Annotated in this window: 12 protein-coding genes; 5 read left to right on the forward strand and 7 right to left on the reverse strand. The window is 70.4% G+C overall.

All coding sequences use genetic code 11. From position 1 onward, the window contains the following. Positions 1–144: 144 nt before the first annotated feature. From AVKW3434_RS02630 to AVKW3434_RS02645, 4 genes are all read right to left on the reverse strand, one after another. On the reverse strand, positions 145–1482 hold the full coding sequence (locus AVKW3434_RS02630; protein WP_284404114.1) for an MmgE/PrpD family protein: 1338 nt from the start codon (positions 1480–1482) through the stop codon (positions 145–147). 71 nt (positions 1483–1553) lie between these two features. After that, positions 1554–3668: an acetate--CoA ligase family protein gene (locus tag AVKW3434_RS02635; protein ID WP_284404116.1), complete on the reverse strand. Its 2115-nt coding sequence runs from the start codon at positions 3666–3668 to the stop codon at positions 1554–1556. Between the two features lie 4 nt (positions 3669–3672). Beyond that, a complete protein-coding gene (locus AVKW3434_RS02640; RefSeq protein ID WP_284404118.1) occupies positions 3673–4464 on the reverse strand; it encodes an enoyl-CoA hydratase/isomerase family protein in 792 nt (263 codons plus the stop codon). Positions 4465–4522: 58 nt separating this feature from the next. Further along, entirely contained in the window at positions 4523–5500 is a 978-nt protein-coding gene (locus AVKW3434_RS02645) for a tripartite tricarboxylate transporter substrate binding protein (RefSeq protein ID WP_272569280.1), read from the reverse strand. 189 nt (positions 5501–5689) lie between these two features. Here AVKW3434_RS02645 and AVKW3434_RS02650 point away from each other — a divergent pair, with 189 nt between their 5' ends. Continuing rightward, positions 5690–6487, forward strand: a complete 798-nt coding sequence (locus AVKW3434_RS02650) for an IclR family transcriptional regulator (RefSeq protein ID WP_284404121.1) — start codon at positions 5690–5692, stop codon at positions 6485–6487. 40 nt (positions 6488–6527) lie between these two features. Here AVKW3434_RS02650 and AVKW3434_RS02655 read toward each other — a convergent pair whose 3' ends face one another. The 3 genes from AVKW3434_RS02655 to AVKW3434_RS02665 are packed head-to-tail and all read right to left on the reverse strand — an operon-like array spanning position 6528 to position 9661. Further along, positions 6528–7463, reverse strand: a complete 936-nt coding sequence (locus AVKW3434_RS02655) for a DMT family transporter (RefSeq protein WP_272569282.1) — start codon at positions 7461–7463, stop codon at positions 6528–6530. After that, positions 7460–8050: a methylated-DNA--[protein]-cysteine S-methyltransferase gene (locus AVKW3434_RS02660; RefSeq protein ID WP_284404123.1), complete on the reverse strand. Its 591-nt coding sequence runs from the start codon at positions 8048–8050 to the stop codon at positions 7460–7462. Before AVKW3434_RS02660 ends, AVKW3434_RS02655 begins: the two co-directional genes overlap by 4 nt. Positions 8051–8104: 54 nt before the next feature. Then, positions 8105–9661: a DNA-3-methyladenine glycosylase 2 family protein gene (locus tag AVKW3434_RS02665; protein ID WP_284404125.1), complete on the reverse strand. Its 1557-nt coding sequence runs from the start codon at positions 9659–9661 to the stop codon at positions 8105–8107. A 239-nt stretch (positions 9662–9900) separates the two neighbouring features. Between AVKW3434_RS02665 and AVKW3434_RS02670 the strand changes: the two genes are divergently transcribed. From AVKW3434_RS02670 to AVKW3434_RS02685, 4 genes are all read left to right on the forward strand, one after another. After that, complete coding sequence (locus tag AVKW3434_RS02670) at positions 9901–11289, forward strand: phosphomannomutase/phosphoglucomutase (RefSeq protein ID WP_284404127.1); 1389 nt, start codon at positions 9901–9903, stop codon at positions 11287–11289. A gap of 55 nt (positions 11290–11344) precedes the next feature. Beyond that, entirely contained in the window at positions 11345–12163 is an 819-nt protein-coding gene (locus AVKW3434_RS02675) for a carbon-nitrogen hydrolase family protein (RefSeq protein WP_284404130.1), read from the forward strand. Next, on the forward strand, positions 12160–13578 hold the full coding sequence (locus AVKW3434_RS02680) for a 3-deoxy-D-manno-octulosonic acid transferase (protein WP_284404132.1): 1419 nt from the start codon (positions 12160–12162) through the stop codon (positions 13576–13578). Before AVKW3434_RS02675 ends, AVKW3434_RS02680 begins: the two co-directional genes overlap by 4 nt. Before the next feature lie 352 nt (positions 13579–13930). Beyond that, positions 13931–14146: a hypothetical protein gene (locus tag AVKW3434_RS02685; protein WP_284404134.1), complete on the forward strand. Its 216-nt coding sequence runs from the start codon at positions 13931–13933 to the stop codon at positions 14144–14146. Positions 14147–14957 lie beyond the last annotated feature (811 nt).

Here is a 14957-nt window from a genome sequence, read left to right on the forward strand (position 1 = left end):
TGCAGAAGTGGGGCGCGAGGGGCATGGGCCGAGTTTAGAACGGGTTCATGACCATGGCAGAGCAGCGCCCGCACGAAAGTTGGCGGCCGGGCGCCTCTCTCGGGTTTCTCCGGAAGGCGGACGGGTCGGGCCGCCGTGCCCGGATCAGGCCGCGAGGCCGTGCAGGTCCGTCGCCCGGTCCAGCGCCCAGAGGTTACCGAGCAGGCGCCGTGCGCGCTCCGCGCCGACGACCGGCGCTGCCAGTTCCAGGAATTTGCCCTCCAGCTCTTCGTCCGACAGCGGCAGTTCGGGGTCGCCCTTGCGGTCCGGCTGCAGCCACACCAGGCGGCGGCCGTCGTGGGTTTCGATGTCCACGCGGGCGGACCGCCGGCCCGGAAAGGCGGCGTCGATTTCGGGATCGACCACCGCGCCGATGCGGCCCACCATGGCCCGCAGCGCCGGGTCGGCCAGCCGCTCGGGCGTGTAGGCGGCCAGGCGCACGCTGCCATGTACCAGGGCGGTGGCCACGACGAAGCGCAGGCTGAACCGGGCCTCGTTTTCGGTTTGCGGGTTTTCGTAGCAGGCGATGTCCAGCGCCGGGCCATAGGTGGCGACCTGCACGTGGCGGATGTCGGCCGGCTGCAGCCCGTGCGCGGCGCGCAGCGCCAGTGCGCCGTCGATGGCCGCAAACGTGTGCCCGCAGCCGATGTGGTTCTTGAACGTCAGGCGCGTGATGTGGAAGTCGCGCCCCAGGGTGTCGCCGGCGTGCGACCAGTCCGGGCCGTCGCTCATGGCGCGGCCCAGGCCCGCCTCGCCATCCAGCACGTCCAGCGAGCCGGTCACGCCCTGGCGCGCCAACTGCGCGGCCAGCAGGCCGGCCTCGGCCGCGCGGCCGGCGTGCAGCGGCTTGGACATCGAGTCCATCCGGAAGGCCTGCTGCAGGCCTGAGGCGAAGGTGGCCGCCGTGGCCAGCGCATGGGCGAAGGGGGCAGCGTCCAACTGCAGCACCCCGCCGGCCGCCGCCGCGGCGCCGAAGGCGCCCACGGTCCCGGTGTTGTGCCAGAAGCGGTAGTGCGGCCGGCCCATGACCACGCCGATGCGGGTGGAGACTTCATAGCCCAGCACCAGGGCGCGCAGGAACGCCAGCCCGCTGGCGCCGGCCTGCTGGCCGGCCGCGAGGGCCGCAGCGATGGTGGCCGCGCCGGGGTGGTACATGGCCTCGCGAAAACTGTCGTCCACCTCGGCCGCGTGCGCTGCCGCGCCGTTGTACAGCGCCGCCGCCCGGGCCGTGGCGGCGCGGCCGTTGCCCAGGCGGGCGGGACCGCGGTCCAGGTCGTCGGCCAGCACCTGTTCCAGCTGGGCCAGCGGCGCAGTCGCCAGGCCCGGAAACAGCGAGGCATGCCAGTCGATGACGGCGCGCTTGGCGTGGTGGATCACCGGATCGGGCAGGGCGGTGTGGTGGAACGCGCGGGCGTATTGCCCGAAGACTTCGGTGGCATGCATGGTGGGCGGATGTCCTTTGCTTTCAAAACCCGGGGACGAAGCGAAGGCGTCGGCCGTGGAGGTGCTCGCACTCACGCCAGCACCAGCACGCCGTCCGCGGCGCACACGCCCTGGCCCCGGGGCAGGACGAACACCGGGTTGATCTCCGCCTCGACCACGCGGTCGCCCAGCTGCGCGGCCATGGCCGAGAAGGCCACCACCGCGTCCACCAGGGCCTGCACATCGGCGCAGGGCCGGCCCCGGAAGCCGTCCAGCAGCGGCCAGGTCTTGAGCTCCTGCGCCATGGACAGCGCCTCGGCCCGGCTCAGCGCGCCGAGCCTGCCGCCCTCGCAGGGCAGCAGGCGCAGGGCGGTGTCCTGGAACAGTTCGGCCGTCACGCCCCCCATGCCCAGCAGCACGGCGGTGCCCAGCGCATCGCGGTGCAGGCCGAGGATCAGCTCGGTGCCGCCCCCGACCATCTGCTGGACCAGAAACCGGTCCGGACGCTCGCCGGCCCGGGCCTCGACCTCATCGGCCATCCGGTCCAGCCGCGCGCCGATGGTCTGCGGCAGCAGGCCCACGGCCACACCGCCCACGTCGCTCTTGTGCGTGATTCGCGAGGACAGGATCTTGAGCACCACCGGACCGCCCAGTTCGAGCGCGGCGGCTTCGGCCTCGGCCGCCGTGCCCACCATGCGCTCCGCCGCGCAGGGCACGCCGAAGCGGCCGAACACCGCCTTCGCCTGCGCTTCGTCCAGCGGCCCGCTGGGCAACGGCTCCAGCGCCACCGCGGCCGGGCCCGTGGCCAGGGCGGCGGCCCCGGGCTCCCCCGGCACCTCGAAGCGGCTCGCACGCAGCATGCCGGCCAGCGCAGCGGTGCAGCTTTCGGCGGCGGCGAAGGCCGGCACGCCGCGCTGAGTCAGCAGCGCCCCGATCTCCGGTGCGTGCGGGCTGACGTAGGCCAGCACCGGCTTGTCGGAATCCGGCAGGCAAGCCTGGATCGCGCCGGCCAGCAGCTCCGGCATCGCCAGGCTGGAGGAGCCGACGATGATGACCAGCGCGTCGTAGCGCGGGCTGGCCAGCAGCGCCGTGATGGCGCCCCGCAGCAGGTCGGGCCGCAGCCCGGCGAGCGTGACGTCGATGGGGTTGCGGTCCAGCACCGCCTCGCTGCCGGTCTGCAGGGCCCGCAGCGCCTGGGCCGTGGCCGCATCGGGCGGGGGGGTCTCGAAGCCGGCCACGCCCAGGTCGTCGGACACCAGCGTGCCCGCGCCCCCGGTCGAGGTGAGGATGGCCACGCGGTTGCCGCGCAGGCGCCGCCCGGTGCACAGCGCGGCCGGCACGTCCAGCAGGTCGGCGAAGCGCTCCGCGCGGATCACGCCCACCTGCTTGAACAGCGCGTCGTACATGCGGTCGGCACCGGCCAGGGCGCCGGTGTGCGACACGGCGGCCTGCGCCCCGGCCTCGGAGCGCCCCACCTTGAAGGCCACCACCGGCTTGCCGGCGCGCGCGGCCTTGAGGCAGGCCGCCCGGAACCGGGCCGGGTGGCGCACCGCCTCGACATACAGCGCGATCACCTGGGTGGCCGGGTCGTCGGCCAGGTGGTCGATGAAATCGGCCAGCTCCAGATCCACCTCGTTGCTGGTGGAGATGAGCTTGGACAGGCCGATGCCCCGCGCCGCCGCGCGCGACAGCAGCGAGCCCAGGATGCCGCCGCTTTGCGACACCACGCCGATGCCGCCCACCGGAAACGCATCCATCTCCAGCGCGCCGGAGGGCGATAGCACGATGCCGTCGGTCAGGTTGACCAGCCCGATGGTGTTGGGCCCCAGGATGCGCATGCGGCCGGCCGCCTCCATGAGTTGCGCCTGGCGGTGCGCGCCTTCCTCGCCGGTTTCGGTGTAGCCGCTGGCCAGCACGATGGCCGCCGCGCAGCCGCGCGCCGACAGCTCCCGGACCGTCTGGTGAGCGCGCTCGGCGCCCAGCAGCACCACGGCCACGTCCGGCACCTCGGGCAGCGAGGCCACGTCGGGATAGCAGGGCAGGTCGCCGATGCGATCCACCTTAGGATTGACCGGCAGGATGCGGCCCGAGAACCCGTGCTTTTGCAGATAGGCCACCGGACGGCCCGTGGTCTTTTGCGGGTCGGCCGAGGCGCCGATGACGGCGACGCTGCGCGGCGACAGCAGCTTGGCGATGGCTTCGTTCATGGCATCACTCCGTGGCGGCCGAACGGGCCAGGAACGCCTCCACAGCGGCGCGGTGCTCGCTGCTCGTATAGCAGATACCTTGCGCCTGGCTGCCCTGCGCGAACACGTCGTGCGAGGTCCGCTCGAAGCTCTGGTTGAGGATCGTCTTGGTGAGCGCGATCGCGGTGGGCGACGCGCTGCCCAGCTCCCTGGCCCACGCCTGCGCGTCGGCCAGCAGCGAGGCGGCCGTGGTACGGCGGTCCACGATGCCCAGGGCCAGGGCCTCGTCGGCGTCCACTTTGCGCCCGGTGAAGATGAGCTGCTTGGCCTGCGAGAGGCCGACCCGGCGCGGCAGGAAGTACATGCCGCCCCCGTCCGGCACGATGCCGCGCAGCACGTAGCTCCAGGTGAAGCTGGCCCACTCGCTGGCCAGGATGAAGTCGCAGGCGAGCGCCGTGTCGGCGCCCAGGCCCGAGGCCGCGCCGTTGACGGCGGCGATCACCGGCTTGGGCATGGTGTGCAGCAGTGCCTGCGTGTGGTGCACGCGCTGCTGGCGCTGCCAGCCGTTGAAGCCGACCTCGCCCGCCGGTGCGTTCATGCGCCGCTGCATGCCGGCGATGTCTCCGCCCGCGCAGAAGCCCTTGCCCGCGCCCGTGAGGACGAGGGCGCGGATGCTGCGGTCCGAAGCCACCTTTTCGAGCGCGTCGATGAACTCCGTGCGCATGTCGTCGCTCATGGCGTTGCGCTTGTCGGGGCGGTTGAGCGTGATGGTGGCCACCGCGTCGGTGGTGTGCAGTTCGATCAGGGTGTAGCGCATGGCTTGTTCTCTCTACAGGGGAATCGGGGTCGGTGCCGGCAGGGGGCGGGCAGGGCGTTCAGTCGGGCTTGATGCTGTTTTCCTGGATGATCCGGGCCCAGCGCTGCTCCTCGGCCTGCACGTAGGTGTCCAGCTCCGCCGGGGGGCCGGCGTTGATCACCAGGCCTTCGTGTTCGAGCTTGCGAACGAAGTCGGGCGAGCGGGCCGCCTTCTGCGCCGCCGCGTTGAGCCGCTCGACCACCGGTGCGGGCGTGCCGGCCGGCACGTACAGGCCGTACCAGCTCTCCACCCGATAGCCCGGCACCGTGGCCGCGACGGTCGGAACGCCCTTGAAGGCGTCGGAGGGCTGCGCGGTCGTCACGCCCAGGGCGCGCAGCTTGCCGGTGTCCACGAAGGTGGACACCGCCGCGGCGGTGGCGAACATCATGTCCACCTGCCCGCCCAGCAGGTCGGTCAGCGCCGGGCCCGCGCCACGGTAGGGGATGTGCGTGAGCGAGACCTTGGCGAGGTTGCCGAACATTTCGCCGGCCAGGTGCGCGGAGGTGCCCGCACCCTGCGATGCGTAAGTGAGCTTGCCCGGATGGGCCTTGGCGGCGGCCACCACCTCGGCCACGGTCTTGTACGGGCTCTCGGGCCGCACCACCAGCACGTTGGGCCCGCGCCCGATCAGGATGACCGGCTGGAACGCCTTGTTGCTGCCGTAGGGCAGCTTGGGCTGCAGCGCCGGATTGATGGCATGCGCGAAGGACGCCACCACGGCCACGTAGCCGTCCGGCGGGCTCTTGGCCACGTTGTCCGTGCCGATCATGGTGCCTGCGCCGGGCTTGTTTTCGATGATGACCGGCTGGCCCAGGTCCTTGGACATTTCCGCGCCCAGCGTGCGCGCGATCAGGTCGGTGCCGCCGCCCGGGGCGAAGGGCACGACGAGCTTGAGGGGTTTGTCCGGAAACCCGGCCCAGGCCGGGGCGAGCGGGCAGGCCAGTGCGAGAAAGAGGGAAATCGCTCTCGCGCAACGGCGAGCGAAGGGGGTGGGCATTGCGTTGTCTCCTGTTGTGGTCTGGTCGCGTCCGGCATCCCATCGGTGTGCCATGCCGGGCTGCCCAAAGCTTAGGCAGTTCCCCCCGTCTTGTGACCCCCGCTGTTCCAACCAGTGAAACTGGACGAGGGTGCCGGCACGCCGGACAATCGGCGCTCGCCCAGGCCGGGCGCCAGGAAAACCCCTCTCATGACCCGTTCCGCCATCCTCCCGGACCTGCCCGGGCAGTCGCCCTCCAACCGCTCGCTGGAGCGGGGCATCGAGATCCTTCGCGCCTTCCGCCCGGGCTCGGAACTGCTCGGCAACGGGGATCTGGTGGAGCGCACCGGCCTGTCCAAGGCCACGGTGAGCCGGCTGACGCAGACACTGGTGGGCGCGGGCATGCTGCAGTGGGACCCGGCGCGGCGCGCCTACCGGCTGGCGCCCGCGGTGCTGAGCCTGGCGCATTCGATGCGCACCGGCTCGCGGGTGCTCTCGGCCGCCGCGCCACTGATGCGGGCCCTGGCCGAATCGCGGCGCATCAACGTCGGCCTGGCCGCGCCAGACCGCGACGAGATGGTGTACCTCGAATCCATCCGGTACAACCGGCGGATCGTGCTGCGGCATGTCGTGTCCGGCCAGCGCGTGCCCATGGAGCTCACGTCGCTGGGCCGCGCCTACCTGGCCGTGGCGCCGGCCCCCCAGCGCAAGGCGCTGCTGGAGGTGTTCAAGGCGCGCCGGCGGGGCCAGTGGAAAGCGATCGAGCGGGAGATCGACGACGCCCGGGCCAGCGTCCATGCACGGAACTTCTGCGCCGCGGCGTGGCAGCCCGAGGTCGTGGCGCTGGCCACGCCGCTGGCCACCGCCGATGCCATCTATGTGCTCAACTGCAGCGTCTCGACCGGCGACCCACTGGAGGCGGTGGTGGGCGAGCTGCACGCGCCCCTGCTGGCCCTGCGCGCCGACATCGTCCGGGCGCTGCAGGCGCAGGCCGCGCAGGAGGCATGAGCCGGGGCCCTGGCGCCCTGGCGGCCTTTTTTGTGGTTCGTCAGCCCGCGCCGGTGCGGCGCCGCGGCCCGATCAGCCCGGTGGACAGCATCGTGCCGCACACGATCACCAGCCCGCAGCCCACCATCCACGGCGTGACGGCCTCGTGCAGGAACACCGCGCCGTAGAACACCGCGAACACCGGCGCCAGGAAGGTCACCGCCAGCGCCCGGCTGGGCCCGGCATGGGCGATCAGGCGAAAGTACAGGATGTAGGCGATGCCGGTGCACAGCACGGCCAGCGCCACCACCGCGGCCCAGGCGCGCAGGCCGGGCGTCTGCGCGGGCCAGAACCAGATCGCCGGCAGCGCCAGGCCCAGGGCGGCGCCCAGCTGGCTGCCCGTGGCCGTGGCCAGGGGCGGAATGCCCGTGAGGTAGCGGCGCGCGAAGCTCGCGGCCACCGCATAGCACGACGAGGCCAGCAGGCAGGCCCCGAGCGCCCAGCCGGCGTGCCCCGTCTTCAGGCCCACGCCCGCCGGCGCCCGCCAGGCCAGCAGCGCCACGCCGATGAACCCCAGCGCCAGCCCCAGCCAGCGCAGCCGCGTGATGCGGTCGCCCAGCCAGACCCAGGCCACCAGCGCACCGAAGAGCGGCACCGTCGCGTTCAGGATGGACGTGAGCCCGGTCGCCAGGTGCATCACCGCCCAGGCGAACAGCGCGAACGGAATGGCGGAGTTGATCAGCCCGGCCAGCATGATCGGCCGCCAGTGCCGGCGCAGCGCCGGCCACTGGCCCTGGCGCAGCAGGATCGGCCACAGGAAGAGCGTGGCCAGGCCCACGCGCAGGCCGGCGGCGGGCAGCGCGCCGAACTCCGCCGCACCCAGCCGCATGAACAGGAACGAGGCGCCCCACAGCGCCGACAGCACGATGAACTCGCCCAGCCACGCCTTGGGCGCTGCGCCCACGGCACCCGGCGCGCCGGCCGCCCGCGCGCTCATGCCGTGGCCCCTGCGGCGGCAGGTGCTTCGCCGGCAAAGAGCGGCAGCGTGCCGGGGCCATGCCCTCCACTGGCGGCAGACACTGCGCCTTCGCGCTGCAGCAGCCAGGCCTTGCGCGGCAATCCACCGGCATAGCCCGTCAGGCTGCCCGCCGAGCCCACCACGCGGTGGCACGGCACGATCACGCTCACCGGGTTGCGGCCCACCGCCGCGCCCACGGCGCGCACGGCCAGCGGCCGCTCCAGCAGGCGGCTCAGGGCACCGTAGCTGGTGGTGGCGCCGCAGGGAATGCCCAGCAGCGCCTGCCACACGGCCTGCTGGAACGGCGTGCCGCCCGACAGGTCCAGCGGCAGGTCGAAGCGGGTGCGCCGGCCGTCCAGGTATTCGTGGAACTGGGCCTTGGCGCGCCGCAGCAGCGGGTGGGCGTCGTCCACGGGCCAGGCGCCGGGGCCGTCGAGCAACGCTTCTGGCTGGTGGCGCTGCCCGTCGAACCACAGGCCCGACAGGCCCAGCGGCGAGGCGGACAGGCGCACGTCGCCCAGCGGGGTGGGCGTGCGGCTTTGCACGGTGAGGGGATGGAACTGCATGATCGAATCCAAGGTAAAAAGTGTCTCCAGCACAATGAATGCGCCGGCATATTGCTATGTTTTTGATAGTGATTGCGGGGTGGGCGCCCCAGATGCCGCAGGCGTGCTCCCCAGCGTCCACGCCCGGATCACCGCATAGCTGCGCCACGGCCGCCACGCTTGCGACGCGGCCGTGGCCGCCTGGGCGGCGCGCGGCGCGCCCTGCACGCCCAGCGCCTTGTGCAGCGCCACGTCGCCCGCCGGAAACGCATCGGGCCAGCGCAGCGCCCGCATGGCGATGTACTGCGCCGTCCAGTCGCCGATGCCCGGCAGCCCGCACAGCGCCGCCGTGGTCGCCGCCACGTCGGCCGCGCCGTGCAGCGCCAGGCGCCCGCTGTCCACCGCCTGCGCCAGCGCCACGATGGCGGCCTGCCGCTGGCGCACGATGCCCAGTTGGCCCAGCGCATCGCCCGCCGCGCCGGCCAGCACCGCCGGCGAAGGGAACAGCCGCGTCAGCGCCGGCCAGGGCGTGTCGATGGGCTCGCCGAAGCGCTCCATCAGCCGCTGCGCCAGCGTGCGGGCCGCAGCCACGGTGATCTGCTGGCCCAGCACGGCGCGCACCGCCAGCTCGAACCCGTCGAATGCGCCGGGCACGCGCAGCCCGTCGCCCTCGGGAAAGGCACCGTGCAGCACGGCGTTGATGGCCTGCGGGTCGGCGTCCAGGTCGAGCAGAGCGCGCGCCCGCGCGATCACCATCGGCAGCACCGGGTGCAGGTTGTCGCTGGTCTGCAGCAGCACCTGGGGGCGGTCGGGGTCGAACCGGGCGCTCAGCCAGCCGGAATGCACCTGCCCGCCCGCCACCAGCCGCACCGTGCGGCGCAGGGCCTGCTCGCCCTCGGTGGACACAGACTCCACCGCATGGATCTGCCGCTTGGCGAAAAACGCCAGCAGGGCCGGCACGTCCAGCGGCGGCCGGTAGGCCAGGCGCACCGTGCTGCTGGCGCCACCCGCCGCCGTGCCCGCGCCGGTCTTGCGCAACTGCGTGGGATTGAGCCCGTAGTGCCCGGCAAACGCCGCATTGAAGCGCCGCACGCTGCCGAAGCCGCTGGCCAGCGCCACCTGCGTGACGGGCAGGTCGGTGTCGGTCAGCAACTGCTTGGCGGCCAGCAGGCGGCGCGTCTGCAGGTATTGCAGGGGCGACACGCCCAAAGCCGTCTCGAAGATGCGGCGCAGGTGCCGGTCGCTCACGCCCAGCCGGGCCGCCAGGCGCTGCAGGGGAGACGGGCCGGTGGCGGCGGCCTCCCACGCGCCTTCGCCCTCCAGCAAGCGCAGCGCCTCGCGCACCAGGATGTCGGGCGCATCCTGTACCGACCAGGCCAGCGCGCGCGGCGCCAGCTCGGGCCGGCAGCGCAGGCAGGGCCGAAAACCCGCGCTCTCGGCCTGGGCGGCCAGTGCGAAGAAGCGGCAGTTCTCGCGCCGCGGCGTGCGCACCGCGCACACCGGCCGGCAGTAGATGCCGGTGGAGGTCACGCCGGTGAAGAACCGGCCGTCGAAGCGCGCATCCCGCGCCGCCATCGCCCGGTAGCGGGCATCGTCGGCATCGGTGGCCAGGGGAGGGCGGGAGGCAGTCATTGGAGGGCCATCATAGGCCGGCGACGTGGCAGCGCTGGCCGTTTCCGGACATGTGCCTGACGCGCCGGGGACGCGTCCGGCGCGGCCGAAGATGCGGCGCCGGCCTACGCGCCGCAGCCCCGGCGGCGCCCGACCCCGCGCCTACAATGCCGCGACCCCGTCCAACGAGAAGGGGCGCCGCAGCGCACCATGCGCCCGCCGCGCCCCGCGATTTCTCCCGAACCGCGAAGGAACCCCCTGTGCAGCCCACGCCCGCCATCTTCAAGGCCTACGACATCCGCGGCATCGTGCCGAGCACCCTGAACGACGAAGTGGCCCGGGGCCTGGGGCGCGCCTTTGGCACCGCCGCGCGGGCCGAGGGGCAGACGGTGGTGGCCGTGGGGCGCGACGGCCGCCTGTCCGGCCCCTCGCTGGCCGCCGCGCTGATCGCCGGGCTGGTGGACGCCGGCATCGAGGTCATCGACATCGGCCCCGCCACCACCCCCATGCTCTACTTTGCCGCCCACACCCTGTGCCACAGCGGCATCCAGGTCACCGGCAGCCACAACCCCAAGGACTACAACGGCTTCAAGATGGTGCTGGCCGGCCGCGCCATCTACGGCGAAGAGATCCAGGCCCTGCGCCGCACCATGGAAGAAGAAAGCTGGACGCTGGCCCAAGGCGGCAGCGTGCGCCAGGCCGACGTGCTGCCCGCCTACGTGCAGCGCATCACCTCCGACGTCAAGCTCGCCCGCCCCATGAAGATCGTGGTGGACAGCGGCAACGGCATTGCTGGCGCCTCGGCCCCCGGCATCTTCCGCGCGCTGGGCTGCGAGGTGATCGAGCTGTTTTCCGAGGTGGACGGCAACTTTCCCAACCACCATCCCGACCCCAGCAAGCCCGAGAACCTGCGCGACCTGATCGCCACGCTGCAGTCGAGCGACGCCGAACTGGGCCTGGCCTTCGACGGCGACGGCGACCGCCTGGGCATCGTCACCAAGGACGGCCAGAACATCTTTCCCGACCGCCAGATGATGCTGTTCGCCCGCGACGTGCTCTCGCGCGTGCCCGGCGGCCACATCCTGTTCGACGTGAAGTGCACCCAGCGCTTGGCACCCGCCATCACCGAGGCGGGCGGCAAGCCGGTCATGTACAAGACCGGCCACTCGCTCATCAAGGCGCGCATGAAGGAACTCGACTCGCCCCTGGGCGGCGAGATGAGCGGGCACATCTTCTTCAAGGAACGCTGGTTCGGCTTCGACGACGGCACCTACGCCGGCTGCCGCCTGCTCGAAATCCTGAGCCGCGAAAGCGACCCCGGCGCCGTGCTCAACGGCCTGCCCACCAGCCATTCCACGCCCGAGCTGAACGTATCGTGCGCCGAAGGCGAGCCACACCGCCTGACCGCCGAGCTGCAAGCCCTGGCCGCCGAAACCTTCGCCGCCCCGGCCACGATCAACACCATCGACGGCCTGCGCGTGGACTGGCCGGACGGCTTCGGCCTCATCCGCGCCAGCAACACCACGCCCGTGCTGGTGCTGCGCTTCGAAGGCCACACGCCCGAGGCGCTGGCGCGCATCGAAGCGGCCATGCTCGCGCTGCTGCACCGGGTCAAGCCCGACGCGCACGTGGGTGCCGCGGCCCACTGATCGTTCGCCACCAGCCGCCTGCCATCCACCGCCCGCTTCACGGACCATCCGCCCCTTGAATCCCCCCGTGTTCCCACCGCTGTACACCGTGGCAGCGGCGCAGTCGATCTCCCTCCCCGGCGATGTGCCGGCCAACGTGCAGGCGCACCTGGCGATGGTGCAGGCCGCCGCCCAGGAAGGCGTGCAACTGCTCGTCTTTCCCGAGCTGTCGCTCACGGGCTATGAGCCCGACCTGGCGGCCCGCCACGTGCTTGGCGCGGACGACGACGTGCTGGCGCCGCTGCGCGAAGCCGCCCGCACCCATGGCATGGCCGTGGTGGTCGGCGCGCCCGTGGCCCCCGCCGTGCCGGGCGGCCTGCCGGCCATCGGCGCCTGGGTGTTCGAGCCCGATGGCCGCGCCGCCCTGTACCGCAAGCGCCACCTTCACCCCGGCGAAAACACCTTCGCCAGCCCGGGCACCGAGGATTTCCACGTGCGCCCGCTGGCCGGCCAACCCACCGCGCTGGCCGTGTGCGCCGACACCACGCACCCCGAACACGCCCGCGCCGCACGCGGGGGCGGCGCGACGCTGTATGCCTGCGGCTCGGTGATCTCCGAAGGCGCCCATGCGCGCGAGACCGCGCAGCTGCAGGGCTACGCCGCCGAGTGGGGCATGGCCGTGCTGCTGGCCAACCACGGCGGGCCCACCGGCGGCTACGCCTGCGCGGGCCGCAGCGCCTTCTGGGCGCCGGGCGGCGCTTGCGTGGTGGCCGCCCCGGGCACCGGCACCTGCCTGGTCATCGCAGTGCGCGATGGCAACGGCGACGGGTGGCGGGGCCGCGTGCGCCCCACAGAACCCGACCGGCCCGGCGCCGCGGGCGTGGCAGGGCAGTGACCCCCGCCCGCGCCCTGTACTCGGCCATCACCTGGCTGGCCCAGCCGCTGCTGCGCGCCAAGCTGCGCCGCCGCGCCGCCACCGAGCCCGGCTACGGCGTGGCCGTCGAAGAACGCTTCGGCCATTACCCGCAGGCGATGGACAGCCTGGCCCCCATCAGCACCACCGGCCTGGGCAACCCCTTCGTCTGGGTGCATGCCGTCTCGCTGGGCGAGACCCGGGCCGCCGCCATCCTGCTGGCCGAGCTGCGCCAGTTGCTGCCCGGCATGCGGCTGCTGCTCACCCATGGCACCGCCACCGGCCGCGCCGAAGGCGAAAAGCTGCTGCAGCCCGGCGACGTGCAGGTCTGGCAGCCGTGGGACACGCCCGGTGCGGTGCGGCGCTTTCTGCAGCAGTTCCGCCCCGAGATCGGCATCCTCATGGAAACCGAGATCTGGCCCAACCTGCTGGCCGGCTGCCGCCAGCGCGGCATTCCCGTGGTGCTGGCCAACTCCCGCCTCAACGCAAAATCGCTCGTCGGCGCACGCCGCCTGTCATGGCTGTCCCGCCCCGCCTACGCGGGCCTGGCCGCCGCCTGGGCCCAGACCGAGGCCGACGCCGAGCGTCTGCGCGCGGCCGGCGCCCGCGTGCAGGGCGTGTTCGGCAACCTCAAGTTCGACGTGGTGCCCGACGCCGCCCAACTGGCGCAAGGCCGCCAATGGCGCGACGCCACCGGCCGCCGCGTGGTCTTGCTGGCCAGCAGCCGCGAGGGCGAAGAAGCGATGTGGCTGGAGGCCTTGCAGTCAAAACAGCCTCCAGCACAAATAACACTAGGGCATGCTGCTATCAATTCAGGAGCGTCCGGCGCAGGGGCATCGGCAGCAGTCCTGCCCGTGCAGTGGCTGGTGGTGCCACGCCACCCCCAGCGCTTCGCCCAGGTGCGGGAGCTGATCGAGGCCGCCGGCCTGACCGTGTCGCCCCGCAGCACCTGGGGCGCCGCACCCGGCACCGCCGACGTGTGGCTGGGCGACTCACTGGGCGAGATGGCGCTGTACTACGGCCTCTCGCACGCGGCCCTGCTGGGCGGCAGCTACGCGCCGCTGGGCGGGCAGAACCTGATCGAAGCGGCGGCCTGCGGCTGCCCGGTGGTGACGGGGCCGCACACGTTCAATTTTGCCGAGGCGGCGCGGCTGGCGTGCGAAGCGGGGGCCGCGCTGCGGGTGGGGGACATGGCCGAGGGGGTCGCCGTGGCGCAGGCGCTGGTGGGAGATGGGCCGAGGCTGGAGGAGGCGCAGGGCAGCGCGGTGTCGTTTACCAGCGCGCACCGGGGGGCGGCGTTGGCGACGGCGCTGGCTGTGGCGCAGATGTTGCGGGTGCAGGTGGGGGGATCGGGGGACTTCAGGCCATCAAGTCCGTCGGGCGCCGTGGATCCCTAATGAAAAACCAACCCACGCAACGGTTAACGAGCGGCTCCGCAGCGGTAATTGCCATACCGTCTTGATGGCAGGTCACCAGGGTCAACTTTCAATCAGTTCACGAGGAAAGCAGTGATTGCGACCGTCAGGTCAGTACGCGAATGGTGGATGGGAGTTGCGATAGCCCTCATCATGACCTCCTTCATATTGGGGGGGGACGGAAATTTATGAGCTTTACAAGCTACATGTCCTGTCCAGTCAAGGTGCGGTTCGCGCTACTGGAAAATTGGAATTGACTGCAAAGAGTTTGAAGCTTCGTAGCGCGGGCATTATTATTTTGGATTGCCCGAGATATCGGTGCGGATACACAGGCATGGAGGCCGATGCAGGAAAAGAAGTGACAGCTTATTTAACGGATGGACGCATATTGGCCGTCCAGATTGATGGCACGCACCGAGACACCTTGGCACTGGTCAATGGCCAAAAGAAGAACAGAATCATGTGGTATGTCATTCAGCTCTTCTTCGGCATTTCAATTTTTATTCTTACCTACAAGGGTCGCTCAAGAGGAGTTGGGCGTTCTTTCTGAGTAGCGAAACATATTCCGAAGGCCATGAGCACACTGTCTCATAGGACAGGATCCGGTCATAAGCAAGCATGGAAACGCGTCTAGCACCAAGTATTTTCGAAAATCTTGACGAAGAGGTTCGCGGCATATATTCAGCCGAATTTAACCGGAGGTGCTTATTCGGCAACCCCTGACGTGATGGCCGGGGCATCTAAGGCAAATTCAGCGGGCCTTAAAAAAGGCCAGGACACCAATTTATTTCAATTGAATATTATTCACTACAAAGCCCAGAATGCTTTGTGAGTAAGAAATGATTATAGGGTCGCCCGGATTCAATTTTTCCCAATCTCGCTTTGGGATGCAAGTGCTTATCTTTGATGGCATGGATCTCCCAAAAATGCTCGCTTTAAAATGGCATCCTCGTCCTGAGCTCTTCCAGCGCTCCATCACATATGCATCCGCATAACCTGTGGGTTGCGTCATTTGCGCGTACAGTACCGGAATACCAAGACAAACCAAAAAGTATCCCAAGAAGGCGAAAAGCGGCATGATGAACAGCAAAAGAATTGCCAAGCGCTTTAAAATCCCACTCCGAACAAACCGACTCACAGGATTTTTATCTCTAAGCACAATTAGCGCTGTTAATGTGGCCATCAGGAAAGCGGCAGCAATTGCCCATGGCTTTAGCTGGGGTTACGGAATGACATTTCCGTGCCCCATTCCATTGATTGTTACGCACATGATTAAAAGATAAAACAGCGCGATCGCCTTGCCTCGAAGAGTGTCGCCGTGTCTGAAAAGAATGCCCATTTGATGCAATAAATAATTTACT

It is taken from the genome of Acidovorax sp. SUPP3434 (assembly GCF_030159015.1).
In the GTDB taxonomy this organism is placed as follows: Bacteria; Pseudomonadota; Gammaproteobacteria; order Burkholderiales; family Burkholderiaceae_C; genus Paracidovorax.

Coding starts and splice junctions, on each gene's coding strand:
- AVKW3434_RS02665 (WP_284404125.1), bottom strand. CDS start 9,661: ATGACTGCCTCCCGCCCTCCCCTGGCCACCGATGCCGACGATGCCCGC.
- AVKW3434_RS02645 (WP_272569280.1), bottom strand. CDS start 5,500: ATGCCCACCCCCTTCGCTCGCCGTTGCGCGAGAGCGATTTCCCTCTTT.
- AVKW3434_RS02635 (WP_284404116.1), bottom strand. CDS start 3,668: ATGAACGAAGCCATCGCCAAGCTGCTGTCGCCGCGCAGCGTCGCCGTC.
- AVKW3434_RS02630 (WP_284404114.1), bottom strand. CDS start 1,482: ATGCATGCCACCGAAGTCTTCGGGCAATACGCCCGCGCGTTCCACCAC.
- AVKW3434_RS02655 (WP_272569282.1), bottom strand. CDS start 7,463: ATGAGCGCGCGGGCGGCCGGCGCGCCGGGTGCCGTGGGCGCAGCGCCC.
- AVKW3434_RS02640 (WP_284404118.1), bottom strand. CDS start 4,464: ATGCGCTACACCCTGATCGAACTGCACACCACCGACGCGGTGGCCACC.
- AVKW3434_RS02650 (WP_284404121.1), top strand. CDS start 5,690: ATGACCCGTTCCGCCATCCTCCCGGACCTGCCCGGGCAGTCGCCCTCC.
- AVKW3434_RS02685 (WP_284404134.1), top strand. CDS start 13,931: ATGGAGGCCGATGCAGGAAAAGAAGTGACAGCTTATTTAACGGATGGA.
- AVKW3434_RS02660 (WP_284404123.1), bottom strand. CDS start 8,050: ATGCAGTTCCATCCCCTCACCGTGCAAAGCCGCACGCCCACCCCGCTG.